We start from the raw sequence: 22,633 nt of genomic DNA on the forward strand, positions 1-22,633 counted from the left end.
AGCAGATAACAAAACCAATTATTAATACTAAAAACGATAGCCATGACAGGAATAGAAAGCTTAGGAACATTTATAATAGCAGCAACAATTGTAGTTATTACTCCTGGAATCGACACTATTATGGTATTAACAAGAAGTATTTCTCTAGGCAAGAAAGCAGGATTATATTCGGCATTAGGTGTTAGTTTAGGACTAATTGTACATACGCTTGCAGCTACATTTGGGCTTTCGCTCATTCTGGCACAATCGACACTGGCATTTAGCATAGTTAAATATTTAGGTGCTGCCTATTTATTTTATCTGGGCTATAAATCACTTACCGCAAAAGCAGATCAAACGGAAATAAAATCTATTGAAGTTAAAAATACGGCTAACAGAAAATTATTTTTTACTGCACTTTTAAGCGATGTTCTAAATCCTAAAATTGCAATTTTCTTCTTAGCATTTTTACCACAATTTGTAAAAAGCTCAGAGATAAACAATCCTGTTCCATACTTATTACTAGGGTTCATCATCTTTATCATAACCTTAATATGGTGTTCATTTTTGGCATTAATGGGAAGTAACGTTGCAACACTTTTTAATAAAAACAAAAATGCCGAAAGTCGATTAAACAAAATGACTGGAATTGTTTTTATCTTACTTGGCCTAAAAGTCGCACTTACAAAAAGATGATTTTAACGAATTGTTACCTTTCTAAGTAAATTCATTTAAAACCAATTTAAAGAACACGATATGAAAAAGATTTCCAGATTACTCTTGTTTTTAGCAGCTGTAGGTTTAGTTACCGGAGCAGTGATTAAGCTTCAAGGTTTTAAAAACATTGGAGATGTATTTCTTGGTGTATCAACTCTCATTTGGTTCTACATTATTGGTTCTTTTATTTATGAAAGAGCAAAGAAAGATAAACTAAAGACAAACTAAATATTCAGAAACATCTATTCAATCTTTAGGCAAAAGCATACAATAATAAACGCTCGAAGTAATTCTGGCAATACCAAACATATGAATACCGATTACACAAAATTAGACAATCCCGCTTGGTATTCTTTATCTGAAACGCACCAGGAATTTTCAATAAATTACAATAACATCAAATTTTACAATCCAGATTATTGTCCTTTTGGAGGATTTATAATCCTTGAAAACATTTCAGAATCTATTGATGAATATTCGAAATTAACTGATGGCTTTTTTATAGTTGGCGAAAAACCTCAACTTTCAGATCAACTTGAATTGAAAAACGAATTGATTTGTTTGCAAATGATTATTCATGACCGAATAGATGTTGAAATAAAAGAAAACATCGTTGCTCTTACAACTAGCCAACACATTGACGCTTTATTTGAACTGGTTAGTTTGGTTCAACCTGGTTATTTTAAAAGAAAAACTGCTTTACTAGGCAATTATTTCGGAATATTTAAAGACGATAAACTTATTGCAGTTACAGGCGAACGCATGAAAATGGATGATTTCACCGAGGTAAGCGCTATCGTTACACATCCCGAATATACAGGTCAAGGATATGCTAAACAACTAATTACCCATGCTGTAAACAATATTTTTGACCAGAATAAAACACCATATTTACACGTAGTCGAAAGTAATATTGGTGCTATAAAACTATATGAAAAATTAGGATTCTCAACCAGACGTAAAATGAGCCTTTGGCATATTTCAAAATAAATAATTTATAATATGACAAAAACTTATAGACAAGGAGCTAGTGGCGCATTACTTGATGAATATGAACGGACAATCATAGATTTACAAAATACAATTTCGGACATTTCAGATGCTGAACTTATAACTATTGTAGACAACCAAACAACAGACGATAGCTGCAAATCGATCCAGACCATTTTATCTCACGTTGTTTGTTCTGGTTATGCTTATGCAATTTATATTCGAAGATTTAAAGGTGAATCGATAGATTTTCGAGATGAAATATTTCATACTTCTATACATGATTATACCAATCATTTAAATGATTCCTTTGTTTTTATGGTGGATTCCTTTAAAGACATAAACGACAATCAGCTTGAGGAATCAGATAACGCTAAAAAACTAAAAACTTCTTGGGGGCAAATTTACGATATCGAACAAATCATGGAACATGCCATTGTGCATGTCTTGAGACACCGCCGCCAAATCGAAAAATATAAAATAATCGTACGCCAATAATCCACCCTTTCATGAAAAAAATATTCTACCTCTTTACCTTCCTTATAATATCAAGTCAGAATTTTGCTCAAACAAAAAACAAACAAGATACAGACGAAAGTCAGCCGATAGTTCTTGGAATTACAGATAAATTAAAATCGGCAGAGCTTGGCGAGACAAGAACAATAAACATATACTTACCCGAAGGATACGATAAAAAAGACAACACAAAATATCCAGTTATATACATTCTGGATGGTGGTGTCGAAGAAGATTTTATTCATATTACAGGAATCGTACGATTTAATACCCAATCATGGATTGCCCGATTCCCTAAATCTATTGTTGTAGGGATAGAGAATACAAACCGAAGACGCGATTTTACATTTGCCGTTCCCAATTTGGACTTTGTTGAAAAAATGGGATTCAAGAAAAAAAGCTTCCCTCAATATGGTGGTTCTGATAAATACATTGCTTTTCTAGAAAAAGAACTCCAACCTTATATCGATAAAAAGTTCAATACAAGTAATCACAAAACTATTATCGGAGAATCATTGGCAGGACTTCTGGCAACAGAAATTTTATTAAAACACCGAAATTTATTTGACAACTATATAATTATCGCTCCAAGTTTATGGTGGGGCGATCAATCATTATTAGCAGAAGCTCCTAAATTACTTAAAGCAAAAGATAACAAACCTGTACTAGTATATATTGCTGCTTGCAATAAAGAAGAAGATAAAACAATGTATGATGATGCCGTTTCATTAAGCGAAATGCTAAAGCAAAATGATGAGAAGAATACTAAAGTGTATTATGACTATATCCAAAACGAAATTCACTCGACAGTAATTCATCAAGGTGTTTACAATGCTTTTAAAGCTTTTTATCCTAAAACTATTTACGAGAAATAAAATCAAAGAATATTAATTGCACCAAATATATTAACTCCCTTATATGAACACTAACAAAAAAAGGACTCTAAGTAAAAAGAATATCTTTCTTATCATTCTGTTTGCGTTCCTTATTGTTTTATTCTTCACTCCTATTTTAGGAAACATATTTTCTCTTGTTATCGAGAAAGAATACTTCATTCCTAAACAATCTTCTATTTTCACTTTTAATGAAACTGTGCATAATGATGGTTCTAGTGACGTGTGGAGATATGGAGAAGATTCTAATAATTATTACTTTAACTTAAGTGATACTAATAATAATGTGCTTGTTTTCCCAAAAGCCAATATCAGTAACTGCTCGGGATTTAATCCTGAAGATGTAACTACTTGGTGTGGATTGAAAGTGCCAAAGACTGAGCTTTAATATTAGCTCTATAACACATAGACTATTTACAAGAAATAAAACTAATTAATCCAATCCTACAATTAATCCTAAAGACCTAAATGAAACATATTACTCTTTTCTTTTTATTATTTCTAAGCTCAAATGTATTTTCACAATCAACTGAAGACTTATTAAAATTTAGCTATGAAATGTACAAGGACTATAAAAAACCTAGTCTCGAAAAAGTAAAATCAGTTACATATAATCCTGACATAACTTTCATTAAATCAAAATACAGTAAAGATAACTTGGTTACTTATATCGATTTTTTTATTACAAACGCAAAAATCGCATTAGAACAAAAAGATAAAAACCATCTCAATGTTTTATTAAATTCTGATTTTCCAACCTATTATCAGGAAGAATTGTTTGGCATCGTTAGCTTAAAGAGCACGAATAGTGAACTAAAAGACTCCAAAAACAAAGAAATTAAAATGGGAAATTCCAATGCTAATAGCATGGGAGGAAAAATAAAAGAAAATTCTAATTCTGAATTTGAATATAGAAGTATCGAAAACCAAACCGTTGCTTTTACTAATAATGTAAATCTAAAAGGTACTATTACTTATGAGTTATCAATTCTTACTGATTATTCTACTCAGAAATTAACGAAACAAGATACTGGAAAAACTATCGTCTTAAACCATCTAAAATATGAAGTCGTAGAAATAATTGGCAACAAGGTTATTCTAAAAAAACTTTATGATTTTAAATATGATGGAAATATTAAAATACTATTATTTGACAAAAATAAAAACCTAATAGTATCTGATGATGGAAACAGAGCTCAAAATTCACTTCTTTGGACAGGAAAGATAGATAGTACTTATTATAATTTTATATCAAAAAACCCAAATGCTACTTTTGATGAATTTAAGAAACATATCAAACTTGAAAATATGAAGTCCAAAAATCCAGAATACATTATAATTACAGCAGTTTCAAACTTAGATAATGAATTTGTTATTTACGAGCCTGAATATAATGTCTCTAAAGAATTTAAAGTAAAATTATAATTTGCTCCATCATAAAATAAATTACCCCAAACTCTAAATTAAAAATCATGACCGAAGATCAAGAATACATATACGATTCATTAGTGAACCAAATAAAAATGGGATTTTTTCCTATTGATGAGATTAAAGAAATGACTTGGGAACAAGTTGAAGATGAAGAGATGGAAGATGACGTCTCAGAAAAATGGGTTAATACAACTATTGAAGCCGAATTTAAAAAACATCAAGAAGCGCGTAAAACGTGGAAATCACCAACGGATACCGAAAGACTTGTCAAAGCTTTTAATGAACTGAGCGAAGCAAATATCATTGCGCTACATAATGCTGGTTATACCACCAGCGAAGGCGAATATGAAGTTGTTGAGGTAGAAATAGAATTAAGAAAACAACAAGTACAATCGGATGGGTATTGTTTTTATCACGGGCAGGATCTAGAAAGAGCTATTGACCCTGATACTAGAAACTTGATGATTGCTTTTCAGAAAATAGATAATTCTGATGATACAGTTACAATAGAAGTGGGTAAAAAAGTAGCCGAAAAACTAAAAGATAATGGCTTCGAAATAATTTGGGACGGAACTGCTCTAACCAAAATAGAGATTCCAAATTTTGATTGGCAGAAAGTTTATAATGACTCTGAAGAGGATTTGTTGAATCATAATAGGGTATTACAGTTTATGGTAAAGTAGTGATTTAGGTTAATTATGGGGTTGTGAGATTATGGAGTGCTTTTATTCAATCTTCGTTCCTCAGAAAGACAAGCTTGGGGTTACTTTATGTGTAAACCTATATTATGTAGACGCACTGCTGTGCGTCTCTACAAAAAACCTTTGAACCTTTGTTCCTCTGAACCTTTTAAACCTTTACTAAGAACCTTAAAAAGATTTTATAAAAACATTAACGTTACTCTTATTCTTACAAAGAGTAAATCATATTATATTTGATTCATATTTTTAGAACTATCTAAAAATGAAATCATCAACATTCAAAAAAACCTAACAAAATGACAAAAGTAATCACTATTCTAACTATTGCCTTATTCTCTATGGGTGTTAGCGCTCAAGAAGCTAAACCAACTGCTAAAAAAGAAACTTGTTCGAAAACAATGAGCAAAGCTGATATCGAAAAATGTAAAGCTAAATGCAAAGCTGAAGGAAAAAAATGTGATAAAGATATGGCTGGTAAAGATGCCAAAAAATGTTGCGCTAAGAAATAATACTTCTTTGTATCCCATAAAAAATGCCTCAATTACTTGAGGCATTTTTTTTTAAGTTTATGTGCTTAGTACGCGGATGAAACGGATCTTTAGAAAGAATCATCAAACAGATTTAAAGTTTGTGAAAAAAAATCTGTTTTTATCTGCGTTTTCGCGATAGCGAATCCGTTTCATCTGCGTTCCCTTCCTTATATAGACAATTGTAACTCTTTATCTATGGCTAAATCGTTATTTTACACGTACGCTCCACTCAAAATCCATTTCGGATACTTGAATTCCTTTTTCATCGGTTCCTATAGATTTCATCCAGAAGGTTTGCCCCTCTCCTGTTTCGATTGTTCTTTGGATGGCTTCGGCTATTAAATGACCGTCATTACAAACAAATGTAATACGACCTGTTGCTTTCTTGGTAAAGTTTCCTTTGTTATTTGCCACTAGCATTGAAATCTTGCGTCCGCTTTTTTGGATTTCGGATATTACCAATGCTCCTGTTGTAAGTTCGGCTGCCATGGCTTGTACTGCAAAGTACATAGAATTGAAAGGATTCTGGTTTATCCAACGGTGTTTTACCGTTACAACACATTTATTATCGTTGATTTCTTTTACTCGTACTCCACAAATGAAGGCCGATGGTAATTTGAATAATACAAATTTATTGAGTTTAGAAACTGAAACTGCCATACCGTTTTGATTTTTATGTAAAAATACAAAAAAACTATGCACGCACAATAAATTGCTATTTTTTTCCTAAAACCTCAATAAAAACAATACTTAGCACTGGTTTTCAATACCTTTTTTATAGAAAACAAATTTCAACTTTGTTAAAATTTTGTTAATAATTAGTACTATGTAAAACAAGATACTGTCTTTTAGCCATATATTTGTATAAGAAATTACTATATACTTTTAATCATGGAAACATCAACACCACTAATCATGGAAACATCATCAGAAAGAAACATGGCAACGTTTACTCATTTGAGTACATTAACTCAATATTTTATCCCTTTTGGGAATTATATCTTCCCGATATTATTATGGTCGAGTAAAAAAGACAAGTCAGAATTTGTGAATCATCATGGTAAACAAGCTTTAAATTTTCAGTTAAGCTTACTATTATACACTTTGATTCTTGCATTAATTGCTATTCCAATTTTTGTTTTTGTAATCTTCAAGAACATTCCGATGGATGTAATTATTAATGACAACGATTTTACAATGAATAATTTTAATCTTGGGGACAATATCGGAATCTTAAGTATTGGAGTTTTAGCAATCTTAATTTTTGGAATGCTTAAAGTAGTTGAGTTCTTCTTGGTTATTTATGCTTCGATAAAAGCTTCGAACGGAGAATTATACAAATACCCGCTTACGATTCCTTTTATTAAGTAATTGTAAAAATTAAAAGTTATATACAATATATGAGCCTAGCCCTGATAGAAGCGGCATCCTTTTTCTGGTTCTTTTGCCAGAAAAAGATATAGCGGAGAGCAGGAAAAAGCTTCAAAAAAAATCATCAATCAATCACCAATCATCGATCAAAAAACGAAACGTCAATCTAAACAAAACAAAATGAAATTATGAACATTGAAAACACAAAAGCACAGATGCGCAAAGGTGTTCTTGAGTTTTGTATCTTATCTGTACTGAAAGAAAAAGATGCTTATACATCGGAAATATTAGACACTTTGAAAAACGCAAAATTACTGGTTGTAGAGGGAACTATTTATCCATTATTAACCAGATTAAAAAACGACGGTTTACTTAATTATCGCTGGGAAGAATCGACTTCTGGACCACCACGAAAATATTATGGATTAACTGAAATAGGTCAGACATTTTTAAACGAACTAAATGGCACCTGGAATGAACTTTCGGATGCTGTAACACTAATCACCAATCAAAAACAATAGTCATGAACAAAACTGTAAATATTAACTTAGGAGGCATGTTCTTTCATATAGATGAAGATGCATACTTGAAACTGACGCGCTATTTTGACGCTATAAAACGTTCTTTAGGTAACTCTTCTGGTAAAGATGAAATCATTAAAGACATTGAAATGCGTGTATCGGAATTATTAACCGAGAAACAAAAAAGTGAAAAACATGTTGTGGGATTAAAAGATGTGGATGAGGTTATTGCAGTAATGGGACAACCTGAGGACTACATTATCGAGGAAGAATCTAATGCATCTCATCAATCATTTAGCAATTCTGGAACTCGTAAATCTAAAAAATTATACCGTGATAAAGAAAAAGGTATGATTGGTGGTGTAGCAACTGGTTTGGGTCACTATTTTGGAATAGATTCTGTTTGGTTAAAAATCATGTTCTTGATATTTGTTTTTGCTGGATTTGGAACTGGAATACTTGCTTATATCGTATTATGGATTGTAACTCCCGAAGCTGTAACAACTTCGGAAAAACTAGAAATGACTGGTGAACCAGTTACAATTTCGAATATCGAAAAAAAGGTACGTGAGGAAATTGAGTCTTTTTCGGATAAATTTAAAAATGCCGATTATGATAAAATGGGAAACCAGGTAAAATCGGGTGCTGAAAGACTAGGAAGTGGTTTTAGTGATTTTATCATGACTGTTTTTAAAATCTTTGCTAAGTTTTTAGGGATTATTTTAATCATGTCGGGGATCTCTACCTTAATTTTATTACTTATTGGGGTTTTTACTCTAGGAACTAATCTTTTTGTTGAGTTCCCTTGGCAAAACTTTGTAGATGCTGGAAACTTTACTGATTATCCTATCTGGATGTTTGGTTTATTAATGTTCTTTGCTGTTGGAATTCCGTTCTTCTTCTTGACGCTTTTAGGATTTAAATTATTAGCGCCAAACATGAAATCTATAGGAAACATAGCAAAATATACGCTTCTTGCTGTATGGATTATCGCAATGGCATTGGCAATAAGTATTGGAATAAAACAAGCTACAGAGATTTCATACGACAACAAAACGGTACAAAAGCAACCTATAAACATTAAAACTACTGATACTCTTTTTGTGAAATTTAAATACAATGATTATTTCTCTAAAGATCTTGATCATCATAAAGATTTTGAATTTGTACAGGATTCGGCAAACCATCAATTAATCTATTCAACTAATGTTAACCTGCGAGTATTGCACACTGATGAAAAAACAGCTTACATACAGATAGAAAAGACTGCAAGAGGAAAATCATACATTGATGCTAAGGAAAGAGCTGAAAAAATAAACTATAAATTTGAAATAAAAGGAAACCAGCTTATACTAGACAATTACCTTCTTACTGATATTAAAAATAAATTTAGAGACCAAGAAGTAAAAATATATTTATACTTACCAGAAGGTCAATTACTAAAACCAGATGCTTCGGTAGAAGATTATGATGAGTCTGATGACAATTTCTTTAATTTGCATTTCAGTTCTGATAATTACGTTTATAAAGTAGAAAGTTCTAAAGTTAAATGTTTGAACTGCCCTATCTCTGAAAATGAATTTGATGATGTTGAAGATATTGAAGATATCGATTCAAATGATACTATAAATGAAGTATCGGTTAAAATAAACGGAAAAGAAGTCTTGAACGGAAAGAAAACTTCAGGACACTTAACAACAGACAAAAACGGAGTTATAATTAAAATTAATTAGTCATGATCAAGATAATTATGTGGATTACCAAGTTTATAGTTGTTGCCTTAACAGCTTTGTTGTTTGCTTCTTGTAACTACTCGAATAATTTTAAATCGATAGTAGGAAGCGGAAAAGTTATTACTGAAAAAAGAACGGTTCAGGGAGATTTTAGAAATGTATCTGTTAGCAATGCTATAGATCTTGTAATTGAACAATCAGACAAAACTGAAATTACTGTAGAAGCTGATGATAATTTGATAAATGGAATTACCACAAGAGTGGAAGGAAATACTTTGGTTATTAAATCTGACTACAACTCTTTTAAAAATATAAAATCTAAAAGGGTTATCGTAAAAATGCCTTTCATTGATAAGATTAAAGCTTCGAGTGCATCATCTGTAAAAAGTCAGAATGTTTTAAGAGGCGAAGATATTAGTCTGGATGCCTCAAGCTCTGGAAACATGAGTCTAAACATAGAATCGGATGCTATTACTTGTGAGACAAGTAGCGGTAGCTCAATAGTTATTGAGGGAAAAGCATTAAAACTAAATGTGTCTGCATCTAGCGGAAGTGATATTAGTGCAAAAAGATTGCTAGCAAACGAAATTGAAGCACAAGCTTCTAGTGGAGCTACTGTATATGTACACCCAATAGTAAGTTTAAAAGCTGATGCTAGCAGCGGAGGAAACATTAATTACAACTCTGTCCCAAAATCTATAGAAAAAAAATCTAGTTCTGGCGGAAGCATCGATCAGGACTAATACTTAAATAGTACTTAAAATTATATTAATCATCCACCGCAAGTGGATGATTTTTTTATATTTGTAAAAAACAAAATTTAATGAAAAATTACACACTAGCGCTCCTGCTTTTAGTTGTTACTACAGCAACTTTTGCACAAAAAAGAGAAAAGATAAAAGGTTCAAAAACAGTAACTATAGCAACCAAAGAAGTAGGTGAATTTAATAGTCTTGAAGTTAATGACAATCTTGAAGTTTACTTAGAACGTGGAGAAAAAAACGAAATAAAGATTGAAGCCGACGATAATCTTCATGAAATTATTGGCATGGATTTAAACGGACAATTGCTTCGTATTTACACATCTAAAGATGCTAGTATCTTTAAAAAGCTAATTGTAAGAGTAACTTATACTAAAGATTTAATTAAAGTTATTGCAAAAAATGCGACTGTAGTAAATGCCATTCAGGAAGTTCAGCTTGATGATATCACTTTTAACTCTGTAGATTACTCGAAGTTATTCTTGAATGTAAATTCTAAGAAATTTACTTTGATAGCTGATGATAAATCGAAAACAGAACTAAATTTAAAATCAGAAAATGGAAGTGTGCAATTAAGTAAAAATGCTGGTTTAAAAGCATTGGTTGTTGCAACAGATTTTAAATGTGATTTATATCAAAAAGCAAATGCAGCTATTGAAGGTTCTGCTACTAATGGAACTTTTAGACTGGATAACAACTCTGTACTAACAGGAAATAAATTTACTGTTAAAAATGCTAATCTTACTGCCGAGAGTTATTCTACTTGTAGCTTACTTGCAGAAACTACCATTACTATTGCAGCTGGAGATAAAGCCGAAGTTCAGCTTTTGGGAACACCTAAAATTGAACTTACCCGTTTTTCTGAGGAAGCAAAACTGATTAAAAGATTGAAATAAATAAATCTCGCCTTAAGTTAATTTGACAATATAAGATAACATAGCATTGTCAGGTTGAGCAGAGTCGAAACCTTATCTATAAGTATAAAAACAAAAAAGTCCCATTCGCCGAGGCGAATGGGACTTTTTTTATAGATCATAAAGAACTAATTAGTCTTTTGAAGCCAAATATCTTTCAGCATCTAATGCGGCCATACATCCTGTACCTGCAGCAGTAATTGCCTGACGGTATACATGATCAGCAGCATCTCCAGCTACAAAAACACCTGGTACATTTGTTAATGATGTTCCTGGAGTATTAATGATATATCCTGTCTCGTCTAGAGTCAAGAAATCTTTAAATATATCTGTGTTTGGTTTATGACCAATTGCAACGAAAAACCCTGTTGCTGGAATATCAAAAATTTCACCAGTAGTTTTATTTTTAGCTTTTACAGCAGTAACTACTTGTTCGTCTCCAACTACCTCTACAGTATCGTGATTCATTAATATCTCGATATTTTCGGTTTTACGAACACGATCTTCCATAATTTTTGAAGCTCTGAATTTTTCGCTTCTTACCAACATCGTTACTTTTTTACAAAGTTTAGATAAGTAATGTGCTTCTTCGCAAGCTGAATCTCCTGCTCCTACGATTACAACTTCTTGGTTTCTGTAAAAGAATCCGTCGCAAACAGCACAAGCTGAAACTCCACCACCCATTTTTAAATAATGTTGCTCAGATGGCAACCCAAGGTATTTAGCAGATGCTCCGGTAGAAATAATTACCGTTTCGCAATGTAATTCGATAGTATCGTTGATCCAAACTTTATGGATATCTCCAGAAAAGTCAACTTTGGTAGCCCAACCATCTCTTATATCAGCACCAAAACGTTGTGCTTGGCTTTGTAATTGTATCATCATTTCTGGTCCAGTAACTCCATCAACATAACCAGGGAAATTTTCAACTTCGTTTGTAGTTGTTAATTGTCCTCCAGGTTGCATTCCTTGATATAAAACTGGATTCATATTAGCTCTGGCAGCATAAATAGCCGCAGTATAACCTGCTGGTCCAGAACCTATAATTAGGCATTTAATTTTTTCGATTGTATCTGACATAATTTTAATTTTACTGAGATGCAAATGTAATCTATATTATAAAAATTAGAGCCTTAAATAAATCCTAAATAACTATATAGAAATAAATAAAATTTATTTTCAAAAAATGTTTTGACAACTGAAATAAATGTCTATCTTTGCAGCCGCTTTCGGGGTGTAGCGTAGCTCGGTTATCGCGCCTGCTTTGGGAGCAGGAGGCCGCAGGTTCGAATCCTGCCACCCCGACAAAAGTCTTTTCATTTATTTGAAAAGACTTTTTTGTTTTACGACAAATCCACTATAACGCGTCCCGAAGGAAAAGCAGAAACTTGGCAGGTCATATTAGCTCAAATGAAACAAGGGCTCCTCAAAAAAATTTGAAGAACCCTCGTTCAGTTTAAAATCAATTATTTATTCTTTATACTTTGCATCAACATCGGCTGTCAACGTTTTCAGGAAGGCAACCATATCATCGGCTTCTTTATCCGTAATATCTTTATCCAGTTGTAATTTCCCCATCATTTTTACTGCTTCTTTCAGCGAAGCAACTGAACCATCGTGAAAATAAGGTCCTGTTTTTTCAACGTTTCTCAAACTCGGAACTTTAAACAAGAACTGATCACCTTCTTTTTTAGTTAAATCATAAAGTCCTTTATCCATTTTTTTGCTACGAGTCATTTTAGTGTAATCTCCATAAACTCCGAATTTCTGGAACATCTGTCCACCAAGAGCTACACCACCATGACACGTTATACAACCATTGTCTATAAAAGAATTTAGTCCTTTTTTTTCCTGATCATTTAATGCTGATTCATTTCCGTCTAAATAATCATCAAATTTACTTTTAGGAATCAATTTACGTTCAAAAGCACCTATTGCATTAGCAAGATTATCAAAAGTAATAGGTTCTTTATCATTAGGGAATACTTTCTTAAAAAGAGCTTGATACTCTGGAATCCCTCTTAATTTTTTCTCCAAAAATTCCGCGTTCGGAATTCCGTGTTCAACAGGATTTAGCAAAGGGCCTTTGGCTTGCTCTTCTACATCTTTAGCTCGCCCATCCCAAAACTGCATAGAATGAAGTGAGGAATAAATTACCGTAGGAGAGTTACGCCCTCCTAATTCCTTCGTATCTCCTACTGAAAGGGATTTATTATCTACACCAAAAGTGGCAAGATTATGACAGGAATTACAACTAATGGTTCCGTTTTTAGACAATGCTTTATCATAGAATAACTTCTTACCTAAATCAATTTTATCTTGTGGAATATCTTCTCCTGTTATTGTTGAAACAGATTTAAAGAAATTAGATGCTTTGGTTAATAATTCAGATTTTTCGACTACTGGAGCTTTTGAGAAATCATGTTCACTTGATTCTTTCTTGCAGGCTACAAAAGCAAGTCCCGCCATAATTAAGACAACTTTTTTCATTTGAGTATTGATTTAGTTTTGCAAAAGTCAATGTAGAACTCAAGGTGAAATAGTTACTAATCCTTTTTATGTTTCTCCTCTTAATTAATAAAGTAGTCTTTACTAAATTTTAAATTCTATTTTTATTAAACTGTTGCATTAAATTAATCCTCGAATTTAAAAAAACATTATCGCGATAAAGCTGATTATTATCATAAAGTAGGTTTTATTTTACAATACATACAATTGTAATAAAAATCAAAAGCAGTAATTCATTCAAAAGCGAATAAAGAATCTCTAAACCCAAAAAATGATGAAAGCCATTTATTTTAAAATTAATTCTAGATTTTTTATTTATATCACAAAACACTTTATACAGATAAAAACTACCAAAATACTTTAACACTATTAAAATGTTATTATATTTACCGCTTACAATATTTTATTTATTTGTTTATGGAGACATTTCTGTTTTTACTAATATTTGTTTTTCTGATCTATATACTCAACACTCTTAATAAGCGATTTGACCAAATTGAGAATGATATTTCATCTCTTAATAAAAAATTAGACCAGCAAAAAACGATAGAGAAACCAGCAGAAACTATTTCTGTTGCCCCAATTCCTGTTATAAAGAAAGAAGAAATCAATATAACTCCTGAGGAAATAAAACCTCCTACTCTTGAAATAGCCAAGGAAGAAATTATCGAAGAAAAGATTCCAGAAAAAGAGTTGGAAAAAATTGCTCTTTCATACAATTCCGAAAATACACCTAAGCCAGTAGAGCCTAAAGAAGCTCCTAAACCTTATGTTCCGCTTCCGCCAAAGAAATCATTCTGGGAGAACTTTAAAGAACAAAATCCTGATTTAGAAAAATTCATTGGTGAAAACTTAATCAACAAAATCGGAATTCTGATTCTTGTTTTAGGAATTAGCTATTTTGTAAAATACGCCATTGATAAAGATTGGATAAATGAACCTGCTCGAGTAGGAATTGGAATCCTTGCTGGTGCATTGGTAATGGGAGTTGCTCATAAATTGCGTAAAAACTATGCTGCCTTTAGTTCGGTTATCGTAGCTGGTGCAATTGCAATATTTTATTTTACGATTGGAATCGCTTTTCATAGCTATCATTTATTTAGCCAGAGCGTTGCATTTGGTATAATGGTCGTAATTACAGCTTTTAGTGCACTTATATCCTTATCTTATAATAGGATTGAACTTGCCGTGCTTTCCTTAATAGGTGGATTTGCCGTTCCTTTTATGGTAAGTACTGGCGAAGGAAATTATGTTGTATTATTTACTTATATCATTATCCTGAATATCGGAATTTTAGCTTTGGCTTATCATAAAAAGTGGAATCTGGTAAATATTCTTGCCTATGTATTCACCATTATATTATATGGCGGCTGGTTGGTTAATGACTTAACTAGCGAGAAACCTCATTATCTAGGTGCATTTGCATTTGGGTTTGCTTTCTATTCTATTTTTATTTTAATGAATATCATTAACAACATAAGAACAAAAGGAGAATTCTCTACCCCACAATTAGTCATTTTAGCCAGTAACACTTTCTTATTCTATGCTGCAGGAATGGCAATCCTAACAGATTATCATCCTGAATTAAGAGGATTATTTACAACCATAATTGCATTACTTAATTTAGTTTACGCTTGGTTTTTATACAAAAAATTCGGACTGGATAAAAAAGCTGTTTATTTACTCATCGGCTTAACATTAACCTTTGTTACACTAGCAATCCCAATTCAGTTTAAAGGCAACTACATTACTTTATTCTGGGCAGCCGAGGCGGTTTTATTATTATGGCTTTCGCAAAAATCAAAAATTGTCAGTTATCGATTTGGTTCAGTAATTGTTCATGCCTTAATGATAATAAGTTTGATAATGGATTGGGCTAAGTTCTACGAATACACAGCCGTTTTAAACATAATTATCAACCCTATATTCATTACAGGATTGGTTGCAATAGCATCTTTATTTACAGTTTCTTATCTATTAAAACCTGAAACCAACAATACCGAAATGCTTGGCTTTAGTTTTAATCCAGAAAAATATGGAAAATTCATTTTTGGATTAGGACTTGTCATCAGTTATTTTGTTGGATTACTCGAAGTGATTTATCAATCTAATTATTATTTCGAAAACACATATTCTGCTGCAGCATTTACTGTAGTATATCATTTATTATTCTTTGCAATTGTAGCTGGTTATTTAGCACGAAAGAAAACAGATTCCGGTTATCAAGGTGCAACGTTAATTGCGCTTATCAATATTATCTTGTTTACTTTTTGGTTCTCAAATTACGCCTTTGGAGAACACGAAGAAATCATAAGTTCAGGAACTGGAAGTCCTTATGCATTTTACCTGCATTACATTTCTTTATTAATAATTATCTATTTCGGTTATCTATTATATCAAATCAATTCTAAGAAACTTGTTTTCTCAATATTGAGTAATAAAATTTATATCTGGGCAGCTGCATTTATTTTAATCTACATTGCAAGCACTGAACTAATGCTTCATGGATTAATATTTATGAATTCTCCAATAACAACAGACCAAATTCAGGCAAGCAACTTGTATGCAACTTACAAAACTGATTTAGGATATATAAGAGAGATGCTGACCGAAGACGCAATAGATTTGGCCAGAACCAAAATAATAAAAACTGGTTTTCCTATCCTTTGGGGAATTTTAGCTTTTGTTTTTCTTATCGTAGGAATAAAAAAACAAACCAAAACCATTCGTATTATTGCTTTGGCATTATTAGGATTAACAATCGTAAAATTATTTTTATACGATATTAGCAACATTTCCGAAACAGGAAAAATTATATCGTTTATACTATTAGGTATCTTAATTTTGATAATCTCTTTTGTCTATCAAAAAATTAAAGTACTAGTAATAGATGAAAACAAACCCAATGAAACTGATGAAACCAAATAAATTTTTATTTCTATTATTCTTAGTAAACTTTTCGTTTGCACAATATAATACTACTGCAAAAATAAAAGCAGTAACATCAACTGGATTAAACAAGATCGTTTTGCCACCAGCAATTCGTTCCGCGTCTAAAGAAGATTTAAGTGATTTCAGGATATTTGATTCAAAAGGAATTGAAGTTCCTTACTTCGTTGTGCGAAATGAAAAAGAGACACTTTCTAATTCTTTTGAAGAATATAGCATTGTGTCCAAAACTGTTGTTCCAAACAAGAGCAGTTCTATTATTATTGCCAATCCATCAACGCAAAGCATCAATCAGATTTCGCTTTTTATTGCCAACTCCGATGTGGTAAAAACATATAATATTTCAGGAAGTAACGACCAAAAAGAATGGTTTGGTTTATCTAATGCACAAAAACTATACGACCTAAATAGCACTGATAAAACAAATGTTATCAAGACTATATCATTTCCTCTATCTTCTTATCAATTTTTGAAAATAGATTTTGATGATAAAAAAACATTACCAATAAATATACTAAAGGCAGGAAATTATAACCATCAGGTAAAAACCAATTCGCTACAAGAAATAGTTCCAAAGAGTAGTTCGGTAACTCAACTTACATCAGAGAAGAAAACAAAAATTCATATAGTTTTTGATGCACCACAGATTATAGATCAAATTGCATTCGATATTTCGAAACCAGCATTCTACAAACGAGATGCAACTATTTATAAAAATGCTACTCGAAAAGTAAAACGCAAAATAGAAACGTATGAAGAAAATATTACCTATTTCGAATTAAATTCGGATACAAAAAACACGTTCAATGTTCCACAAATATTCGAGAAAGAAATTTATATCTCTATCGACAATCAGGATAATCCTGCATTAAATATTGCTGAAATAAAATTTTACCAAATCCCTGTTTCAATAGTTGCCAGTTTAAATGCAAATGAAAACTATACTATCAAAACAGGAAACAATAATTTGAACGAACCTCAATATGACCTTTCCAATTTCAAGAATAGCATTTCGGCTAATTTACCCGAGGCTTCTATTTCCGAAATAAAACAAATTGCTTCTACAGATACTACAATTCAAAACAAATCTTTTTGGCAACAATCATGGTTTATGTGGATGTGTATAATAATTGGCGGAATTGCAATTTTATATTTTACTGCGAGTTTGGTAAAAGACATGAAAAAAGAATAATTAATTAATCCGAATCTCTATTTAAACAACATTATTTAGTTTGTACCCGAAATACTAATTTCCAATCTATTAGCCAACAATCATCTGATATTCAATAGTCTCTAAGAAAGTTATTATTCTAAATCGCACATAAATAGAAAAAGCTAAGCCTGATACAAACAAATTGAAATCGTCTTTAGAAATAATACCTATTTTAAAAACAGTAGGCTGTCAAACGACGATTAATCAAGCTTTAACAAATGTTAACAAAATAGATTTTCAAAAACCATAAATAATCGTATTTTTACGGTTCAAAATTCAGAAAATAAATGGGCAAAATCATTGCGATTGCTAATCAAAAAGGAGGCGTTGGAAAGACTACAACATCTGTAAATCTTGCGGCCTCATTAGGTGTTTTAGAAAAAAAAGTATTACTAATAGATGCTGACCCTCAAGCAAATGCTACATCAGGACTTGGAATTGATGTAGAAGTTGTTGAGATTGGAACCTATCAAATACTGGAACACAGTCATACGCCAAAAGAAGCTATTATTCAATGTACAGCTCCAAACGTAGATGTGATTCCGGCTCACATTGACCTTGTTGCTATCGAAATCGAATTGGTCGATAAAGAAAACAGAGAATACATGCTAAAAAAAGCATTAGAAAGTGTTAAAGATGAGTACGATTATATCATTATCGATTGTGCACCTTCATTAGGACTTTTAACTTTGAATGCTTTAACAGCGGCCGACTCTGTAGTTATCCCTATTCAATGCGAATATTTTGCACTTGAAGGTTTAGGAAAATTACTAAACACGATTAAAAGCATCCAAAAAATTCATAACCCAGACTTGGATATTGAAGGATTGTTACTAACCATGTACGATTCTAGATTACGTTTATCAAATCAAGTTGTTGAAGAAGTTCAAAAACACTTTAATGATATGGTTTTTGATACCGTTATCCAACGAAATGTAAAATTAAGTGAAGCTCCTAGTTTTGGCGAAAGCATTATAAACTATGACGCTACAAGTAAAGGAGCTGTTAATTACATAAACTTGGCTCAAGAAATTATAAAGAAAAACAGTAAATAGTTTTTATGACAAAAGCGATTAAAAAACAAGCCTTAGGAAGAGGATTATCTGCATTATTAAAAGATCCGGAAAATGATATAAAATCCGTTGACGATAAAAATGCTGATAAGGTTGTAGGAAGTATTATAGAGCTTGAAATTAGTGCTATCGAAATAAATCCGTTTCAACCCCGAAGCAATTTTAACGAAGAATCATTACGTGAACTAGCCACTTCTATCAAGGAGCTTGGTGTGATTCAACCTATAACTGTTCGAAAATTAGACTTCAATAAATACCAATTAATTTCTGGAGAGCGTCGTTTACGTGCTTCAACATTAATCGGCTTAACACATGTTCCTGCATACATACGAATTGCAAATGACAACGAATCATTGGTTATGGCATTGGTTGAAAATATTCAACGTCATGATTTAGATCCGATAGAGATTGCACTTTCTTACCAACGTTTGATTGATGAAATCCAGTTAACTCAAGAACAAATGAGTGACCGTGTTGGTAAAAAACGTTCTACAATTGCAAACTACTTACGTCTTTTAAAACTAGATCCAATTATCCAAACTGGTATCCGTGATGGTTTTATAAGTATGGGACATGGTCGTGCAATTATAAACGTTGACGATTTAGATGTTCAAACCGATATTTATCAAAAAATTGTTAGCCGTAATTTATCTGTACGTGAAACAGAAGCTTTGGTAAAAAACTACCACGAAAGTTTAAAACCTAAACCTGCTGGAAAACCAAAAGCCTCTTCATTTGACATCGAAGAAGATCAAAAAAGCACATTTACAAATTATTTTGGCGCAAAAGTTGACATAAAAGTAGCTGGAAACGGAAAAGGAAAAATTACAATTCCGTTCCATTCAGAAGAAGACTTTGCCAGAATTATCAAATTAATAAACGGGTAGTGAATAAAATAGTTCCCATAGGTCTATTCTTTTTTCTATTAGGAAGTACTGCTGTTTTTGCTCAGTCAAAAAAAGGAGATGCTGCCTTGGTAGCAAAAGACACCCTAAAATCGACTGAGATAGACCCACTTACTCCTGCAAAAGCAGCTTTTTACTCTGCTATTTTACCAGGATTAGGACAGGCATACAATAAAAAATATTGGAAAATCCCTCTAGTTTACGGAGCCATAGGTACAAGTTTGTATTTCTATATTGATAATAATAAAAAATACCATCAATATAGAGATGCATACAAACGTAGACTTGAAGGCTACAACAATGACGAACTTCAATATCTGGACGATAGCAGACTTATTGCAGGTCAAAAATTTTATCAACGTAATCGAGATTTATCTGCCCTAGTAACCTTGGGCTTTTATGTTTTAAATATAATAGATGCAAATGTTGATGCTGCATTGATTCAATTTAACGTAAATGAAAGATTATCTTTACGTCCAGAAATATACCCCGACGATGTAACATTAAGACCCAACGTTGGACTAACATTTAATTACCACTTTTAAATTGCAGTGATAAACTGCAATTTTTGAATTTAAAATAAACATACAAATGAAAATTGCGCTTTTAGGATACGGAAAAATGGGGCAAGTAATCGAAAGAATTGCTTTAGAAAGAGGTCATGAAATTGTCTTAAAAAAAGACGAATTCAATACTTATGAAGGACTTGAGACTGCTAATGTAGCCATCGATTTTAGCGTTCCATCTGCTGCAGTTGCAAACATTTCTAATGCTTTTAACGCTAATGTTCCTGTAGTTTCCGGAACAACAGGCTGGTTAGAACATTATGACGAAATGGTTGCTCTTTGCAATGAAAAAAAGGGAGGTTTTATCTCTAGCTCAAATTTTAGTTTGGGCGTAAATATCTTCTTTGAGCTTAACGAACACTTAGCTAGAATAATGGCTAAATTTGAGAGTTACAAAGTTGATATGGAAGAGATTCACCATACTCAAAAACTAGATGCTCCAAGTGGTACAGCTATTTCATTGGCCAAAGGCGTAATCGAAAATAGCGCTTACAAAAACTGGACTCTTGACGAAGCCAAACCTACAGAAATTCATATCGAAGCCAAAAGAATTGGCGATGTTCCAGGTACACATACTGTAACGTACAATTCTGGAATTGACAGTATCGAAATAAAACATACAGCACATAATCGTGAAGGTTTTGCTCTTGGAGCTGTAATAGCTGCTGAGTGGCTTGCAGGAAAGCAAGGTATCTTTACAATGAAAGATGTTCTGGAATTTTAAATAAAAAACAATTTAAAAATATAAAAATTCGTTTACCGAAAGACTATATTTTAAACTTTAAAACAAATTAGTATGACACTATATTTATGGTTTGTATTCTTTTTAGCAGTGCAAGTTATTCACTTTATAGGAACTTGGAAATTATATGAAGCTGCAGGAAGAAAAAGTTGGGAAGCAGCAATTCCTGTATATAATGCTATTGTACTAATGAAAATTATTGGTCGACCAACTTGGTGGACAATATTGCTTTTTATTCCAATCATTAACTTGATTATGTTTCCAGTAATCTGGATTGAAACCTTAAGAACTTTCGGGAAAAAATCTACATTAGATACTATTCTTGGTCTTGTAACTTTAGGTTTTTACATCTATTACGTTAATTACACTCAAAAATTAGTTTACAATGCTAATAGAAGTCTAACTCCAGAAAGCAAAACTGCCGATACTGTTAGCTCCCTTCTTTTTGCTATAATTGTAGCTACTTTGGTTCATACTTACATCGTTCAGCCATACACAATTCCTACTTCATCATTAGAAAAATCATTACTTATTGGTGACTTTTTATTTGTAAGTAAAGTTAACTATGGCCCTAGAGTTCCTATGACAACTATTGCCTTGCCAATGGTACATGACTCTATCCCGATGACTAAACAAAAATCATATCTAAAATGGCCTCAATTACCTTATTTTAGACTTCCTGCTTATGAACAAATAAAACGAACAGATATTGTCGTTTTTAACTGGCCAATGGATACCGTATATAAGTTTTTTGACACTTCTAAAAGAAGAGCCGACAAGCCAATTGATAAAAAATCAAATTACGTAAAAAGATGTGTTGGTGTTCCAGGTGATAGTTTAGCGATAAAAGACGGAATCGTTTACATTAACAACAAAGTTTTAGTTTTACCAGAAAGAGCTAAACCTCAATACTCTTATGCAGTAGCTTTAGACGGGAAAACTCCTATTGATTTTGAAGTATTACTAAGAGAATTAGATATTACTGACGGTGCCGGATTTAAAGATGATGTAAAAAAAGACACTTTATATTTTAGAGCTCTAACAGAAGCTAGTGCTGCAAGATTAAGAAATGTTCCTGGAATAACTAATGTAAGAAGAGAAATTGCAAAAGGATCTGATCCAGGTATTTTTCCACAGTTAGACAAATGGAATGCCGATAATTTTGGTCCAATTTATATTCCTCAAAAAGGAAAAACAGTTGCATTAACAACCGAATCTTTACCATTTTACAAAGCAATTATAAAAGAATACGAAGGGAATGATTTACAAGTAAATGGTTCAGAAATTCGTATTAACGGTAAAGTCGCTACAACATATACTTTCAAGCAAGATTATTATTGGATGATGGGAGACAACCGTCACAACTCCGAAGATAGTCGTTATTGGGGATACGTTCCAGAAAATCATATTGTTGGAAAACCAGTGTTCATCTGGATGAGCTGGGATACAAATGGTAAAGGAATGAGCAAAGTTCGTTGGGACAGAGTTTTCACTACTGTAAATGGTGAAGGTCAACCACAATCGTACTTTAAATATTTCTTATTTGCTCTTGCAGCGTTTTTTATCGGTGAATATTTCTGGAAAAAAAGAAAAGAGAAAAAGAATATCTAATCACAAATT

24 protein-coding genes and 1 tRNA gene are annotated in these 22,633 nt (G+C 32.1%); 22 read left to right on the forward strand and 3 right to left on the reverse strand.

Going from position 1 to position 22,633, the window contains the following annotated elements:
* Positions 1-42 precede the first annotated feature (42 nt).
* The 9 genes from OA93_RS06525 (at position 43) to OA93_RS06565 (ending at position 5,736) form a co-directional block, all read left to right on the forward strand.
* Entirely contained in the window at positions 43-675 is a 633-nt protein-coding gene (locus OA93_RS06525) for a LysE family translocator (protein WP_039112334.1), read from the forward strand.
* Between the two features lie 60 nt (positions 676-735).
* Positions 736-924 carry a hypothetical protein gene (locus tag OA93_RS06530; protein ID WP_039112335.1) on the forward strand — a complete coding sequence of 63 codons (189 nt, stop codon included), beginning with the start codon at positions 736-738 and terminating at the stop codon, positions 922-924.
* Positions 925-1,005: 81 nt separating this feature from the next.
* A complete protein-coding gene (locus tag OA93_RS06535; protein WP_039112336.1) occupies positions 1,006-1,686 on the forward strand; it encodes a GNAT family N-acetyltransferase in 681 nt (226 codons plus the stop codon).
* Positions 1,687-1,698: 12 nt separating this feature from the next.
* Positions 1,699-2,184: a DinB family protein gene (locus OA93_RS06540; RefSeq protein ID WP_039112337.1), complete on the forward strand. Its 486-nt coding sequence runs from the start codon at positions 1,699-1,701 to the stop codon at positions 2,182-2,184.
* 11 nt (positions 2,185-2,195) lie between these two features.
* Positions 2,196-3,077, forward strand: a complete 882-nt coding sequence (locus tag OA93_RS06545) for an alpha/beta hydrolase-fold protein (protein ID WP_039112338.1) — start codon at positions 2,196-2,198, stop codon at positions 3,075-3,077.
* A 43-nt stretch (positions 3,078-3,120) separates the two neighbouring features.
* Entirely contained in the window at positions 3,121-3,483 is a 363-nt protein-coding gene (locus OA93_RS06550) for a hypothetical protein (protein WP_052259398.1), read from the forward strand.
* Positions 3,484-3,563: 80 nt separating this feature from the next.
* Positions 3,564-4,520: a hypothetical protein gene (locus OA93_RS06555; RefSeq protein WP_039112339.1), complete on the forward strand. Its 957-nt coding sequence runs from the start codon at positions 3,564-3,566 to the stop codon at positions 4,518-4,520.
* Positions 4,521-4,567: 47 nt separating this feature from the next.
* Complete coding sequence (locus OA93_RS06560) at positions 4,568-5,209, forward strand: hypothetical protein (protein ID WP_039112340.1); 642 nt, start codon at positions 4,568-4,570, stop codon at positions 5,207-5,209.
* Positions 5,210-5,523: 314 nt separating this feature from the next.
* Positions 5,524-5,736, forward strand: coding sequence for a hypothetical protein (locus OA93_RS06565; RefSeq protein ID WP_039112341.1), 213 nt, complete (start codon positions 5,524-5,526; stop codon positions 5,734-5,736).
* Between the two features lie 228 nt (positions 5,737-5,964).
* On the opposite strand, the gene OA93_RS06570 is transcribed toward OA93_RS06565, so the two are convergent.
* Complete coding sequence (locus tag OA93_RS06570) at positions 5,965-6,417, reverse strand: DUF4442 domain-containing protein (RefSeq protein WP_039112342.1); 453 nt, start codon at positions 6,415-6,417, stop codon at positions 5,965-5,967.
* 231 nt (positions 6,418-6,648) lie between these two features.
* Here OA93_RS06570 and OA93_RS06575 point away from each other — a divergent pair, with 231 nt between their 5' ends.
* The 5 genes from OA93_RS06575 to OA93_RS06595 all read left to right on the forward strand — a co-directional run bounded on the left by OA93_RS06575 (position 6,649) and on the right by OA93_RS06595 (position 11,039).
* The gene (locus OA93_RS06575) at positions 6,649-7,128 is read left to right on the forward strand and encodes a DUF4870 domain-containing protein (RefSeq protein WP_240474690.1); all 480 of its coding nucleotides are present in this window, start codon (positions 6,649-6,651) and stop codon (positions 7,126-7,128) included.
* A gap of 188 nt (positions 7,129-7,316) precedes the next feature.
* Positions 7,317-7,649, forward strand: coding sequence for a PadR family transcriptional regulator (locus tag OA93_RS06580; protein WP_039112343.1), 333 nt, complete (start codon positions 7,317-7,319; stop codon positions 7,647-7,649).
* Positions 7,650-7,651: 2 nt separating this feature from the next.
* Positions 7,652-9,382, forward strand: a complete 1,731-nt coding sequence (locus OA93_RS06585) for a PspC domain-containing protein (RefSeq protein WP_039112344.1) — start codon at positions 7,652-7,654, stop codon at positions 9,380-9,382.
* Positions 9,383-9,384: 2 nt separating this feature from the next.
* On the forward strand, positions 9,385-10,125 hold the full coding sequence (locus OA93_RS06590) for a head GIN domain-containing protein (protein ID WP_039112345.1): 741 nt from the start codon (positions 9,385-9,387) through the stop codon (positions 10,123-10,125).
* 80 nt (positions 10,126-10,205) lie between these two features.
* Entirely contained in the window at positions 10,206-11,039 is an 834-nt protein-coding gene (locus OA93_RS06595) for a DUF2807 domain-containing protein (protein WP_039112346.1), read from the forward strand.
* 150 nt (positions 11,040-11,189) lie between these two features.
* Here OA93_RS06595 and trxB read toward each other — a convergent pair whose 3' ends face one another.
* Positions 11,190-12,137 carry a thioredoxin-disulfide reductase gene (trxB, locus tag OA93_RS06600; RefSeq protein ID WP_039112347.1) on the reverse strand — a complete coding sequence of 316 codons (948 nt, stop codon included), beginning with the start codon at positions 12,135-12,137 and terminating at the stop codon, positions 11,190-11,192.
* 150 nt (positions 12,138-12,287) lie between these two features.
* Here trxB and OA93_RS06605 point away from each other — a divergent pair.
* Positions 12,288-12,362, forward strand: a tRNA-Pro gene (locus OA93_RS06605).
* A gap of 165 nt (positions 12,363-12,527) precedes the next feature.
* Here OA93_RS06605 and OA93_RS06610 read toward each other — a convergent pair.
* Positions 12,528-13,547, reverse strand: coding sequence for a cytochrome-c peroxidase (locus tag OA93_RS06610; protein ID WP_039112348.1), 1,020 nt, complete (start codon positions 13,545-13,547; stop codon positions 12,528-12,530).
* 435 nt (positions 13,548-13,982) lie between these two features.
* Here OA93_RS06610 and OA93_RS06615 point away from each other — a divergent pair, with 435 nt between their 5' ends.
* The 7 genes from OA93_RS06615 to lepB all read left to right on the forward strand — a co-directional run bounded on the left by OA93_RS06615 (position 13,983) and on the right by lepB (position 22,624).
* Positions 13,983-16,493, forward strand: coding sequence for a DUF2339 domain-containing protein (locus OA93_RS06615; protein ID WP_039112349.1), 2,511 nt, complete (start codon positions 13,983-13,985; stop codon positions 16,491-16,493).
* Positions 16,480-17,706 carry a hypothetical protein gene (locus OA93_RS06620; protein WP_117615806.1) on the forward strand — a complete coding sequence of 409 codons (1,227 nt, stop codon included), beginning with the start codon at positions 16,480-16,482 and terminating at the stop codon, positions 17,704-17,706. Before OA93_RS06615 ends, OA93_RS06620 begins: the two co-directional genes overlap by 14 nt.
* Before the next feature lie 308 nt (positions 17,707-18,014).
* Positions 18,015-18,782 (forward strand): AAA family ATPase, encoded by a 768-nt coding sequence (locus tag OA93_RS06625; RefSeq protein ID WP_035627818.1) that lies wholly within the window; start codon positions 18,015-18,017, stop codon positions 18,780-18,782.
* A gap of 5 nt (positions 18,783-18,787) precedes the next feature.
* Positions 18,788-19,687 carry a ParB/RepB/Spo0J family partition protein gene (locus tag OA93_RS06630; RefSeq protein WP_039112350.1) on the forward strand — a complete coding sequence of 300 codons (900 nt, stop codon included), beginning with the start codon at positions 18,788-18,790 and terminating at the stop codon, positions 19,685-19,687.
* On the forward strand, positions 19,687-20,250 hold the full coding sequence (locus tag OA93_RS06635) for a DUF5683 domain-containing protein (RefSeq protein WP_039112351.1): 564 nt from the start codon (positions 19,687-19,689) through the stop codon (positions 20,248-20,250). Before OA93_RS06630 ends, OA93_RS06635 begins: the two co-directional genes overlap by 1 nt.
* Before the next feature lie 46 nt (positions 20,251-20,296).
* The gene (gene dapB, locus OA93_RS06640) at positions 20,297-20,995 is read left to right on the forward strand and encodes a 4-hydroxy-tetrahydrodipicolinate reductase (RefSeq protein WP_039112352.1); all 699 of its coding nucleotides are present in this window, start codon (positions 20,297-20,299) and stop codon (positions 20,993-20,995) included.
* Between the two features lie 72 nt (positions 20,996-21,067).
* A complete protein-coding gene (lepB, locus tag OA93_RS06645; RefSeq protein WP_039112353.1) occupies positions 21,068-22,624 on the forward strand; it encodes a signal peptidase I in 1,557 nt (518 codons plus the stop codon).
* Positions 22,625-22,633 lie beyond the last annotated feature (9 nt).

Origin of the sequence: Flavobacterium sp. KMS (assembly GCF_000813005.1) — a bacterium.
In the GTDB taxonomy this organism is placed as follows: Bacteria; Bacteroidota; Bacteroidia; order Flavobacteriales; family Flavobacteriaceae; genus Flavobacterium.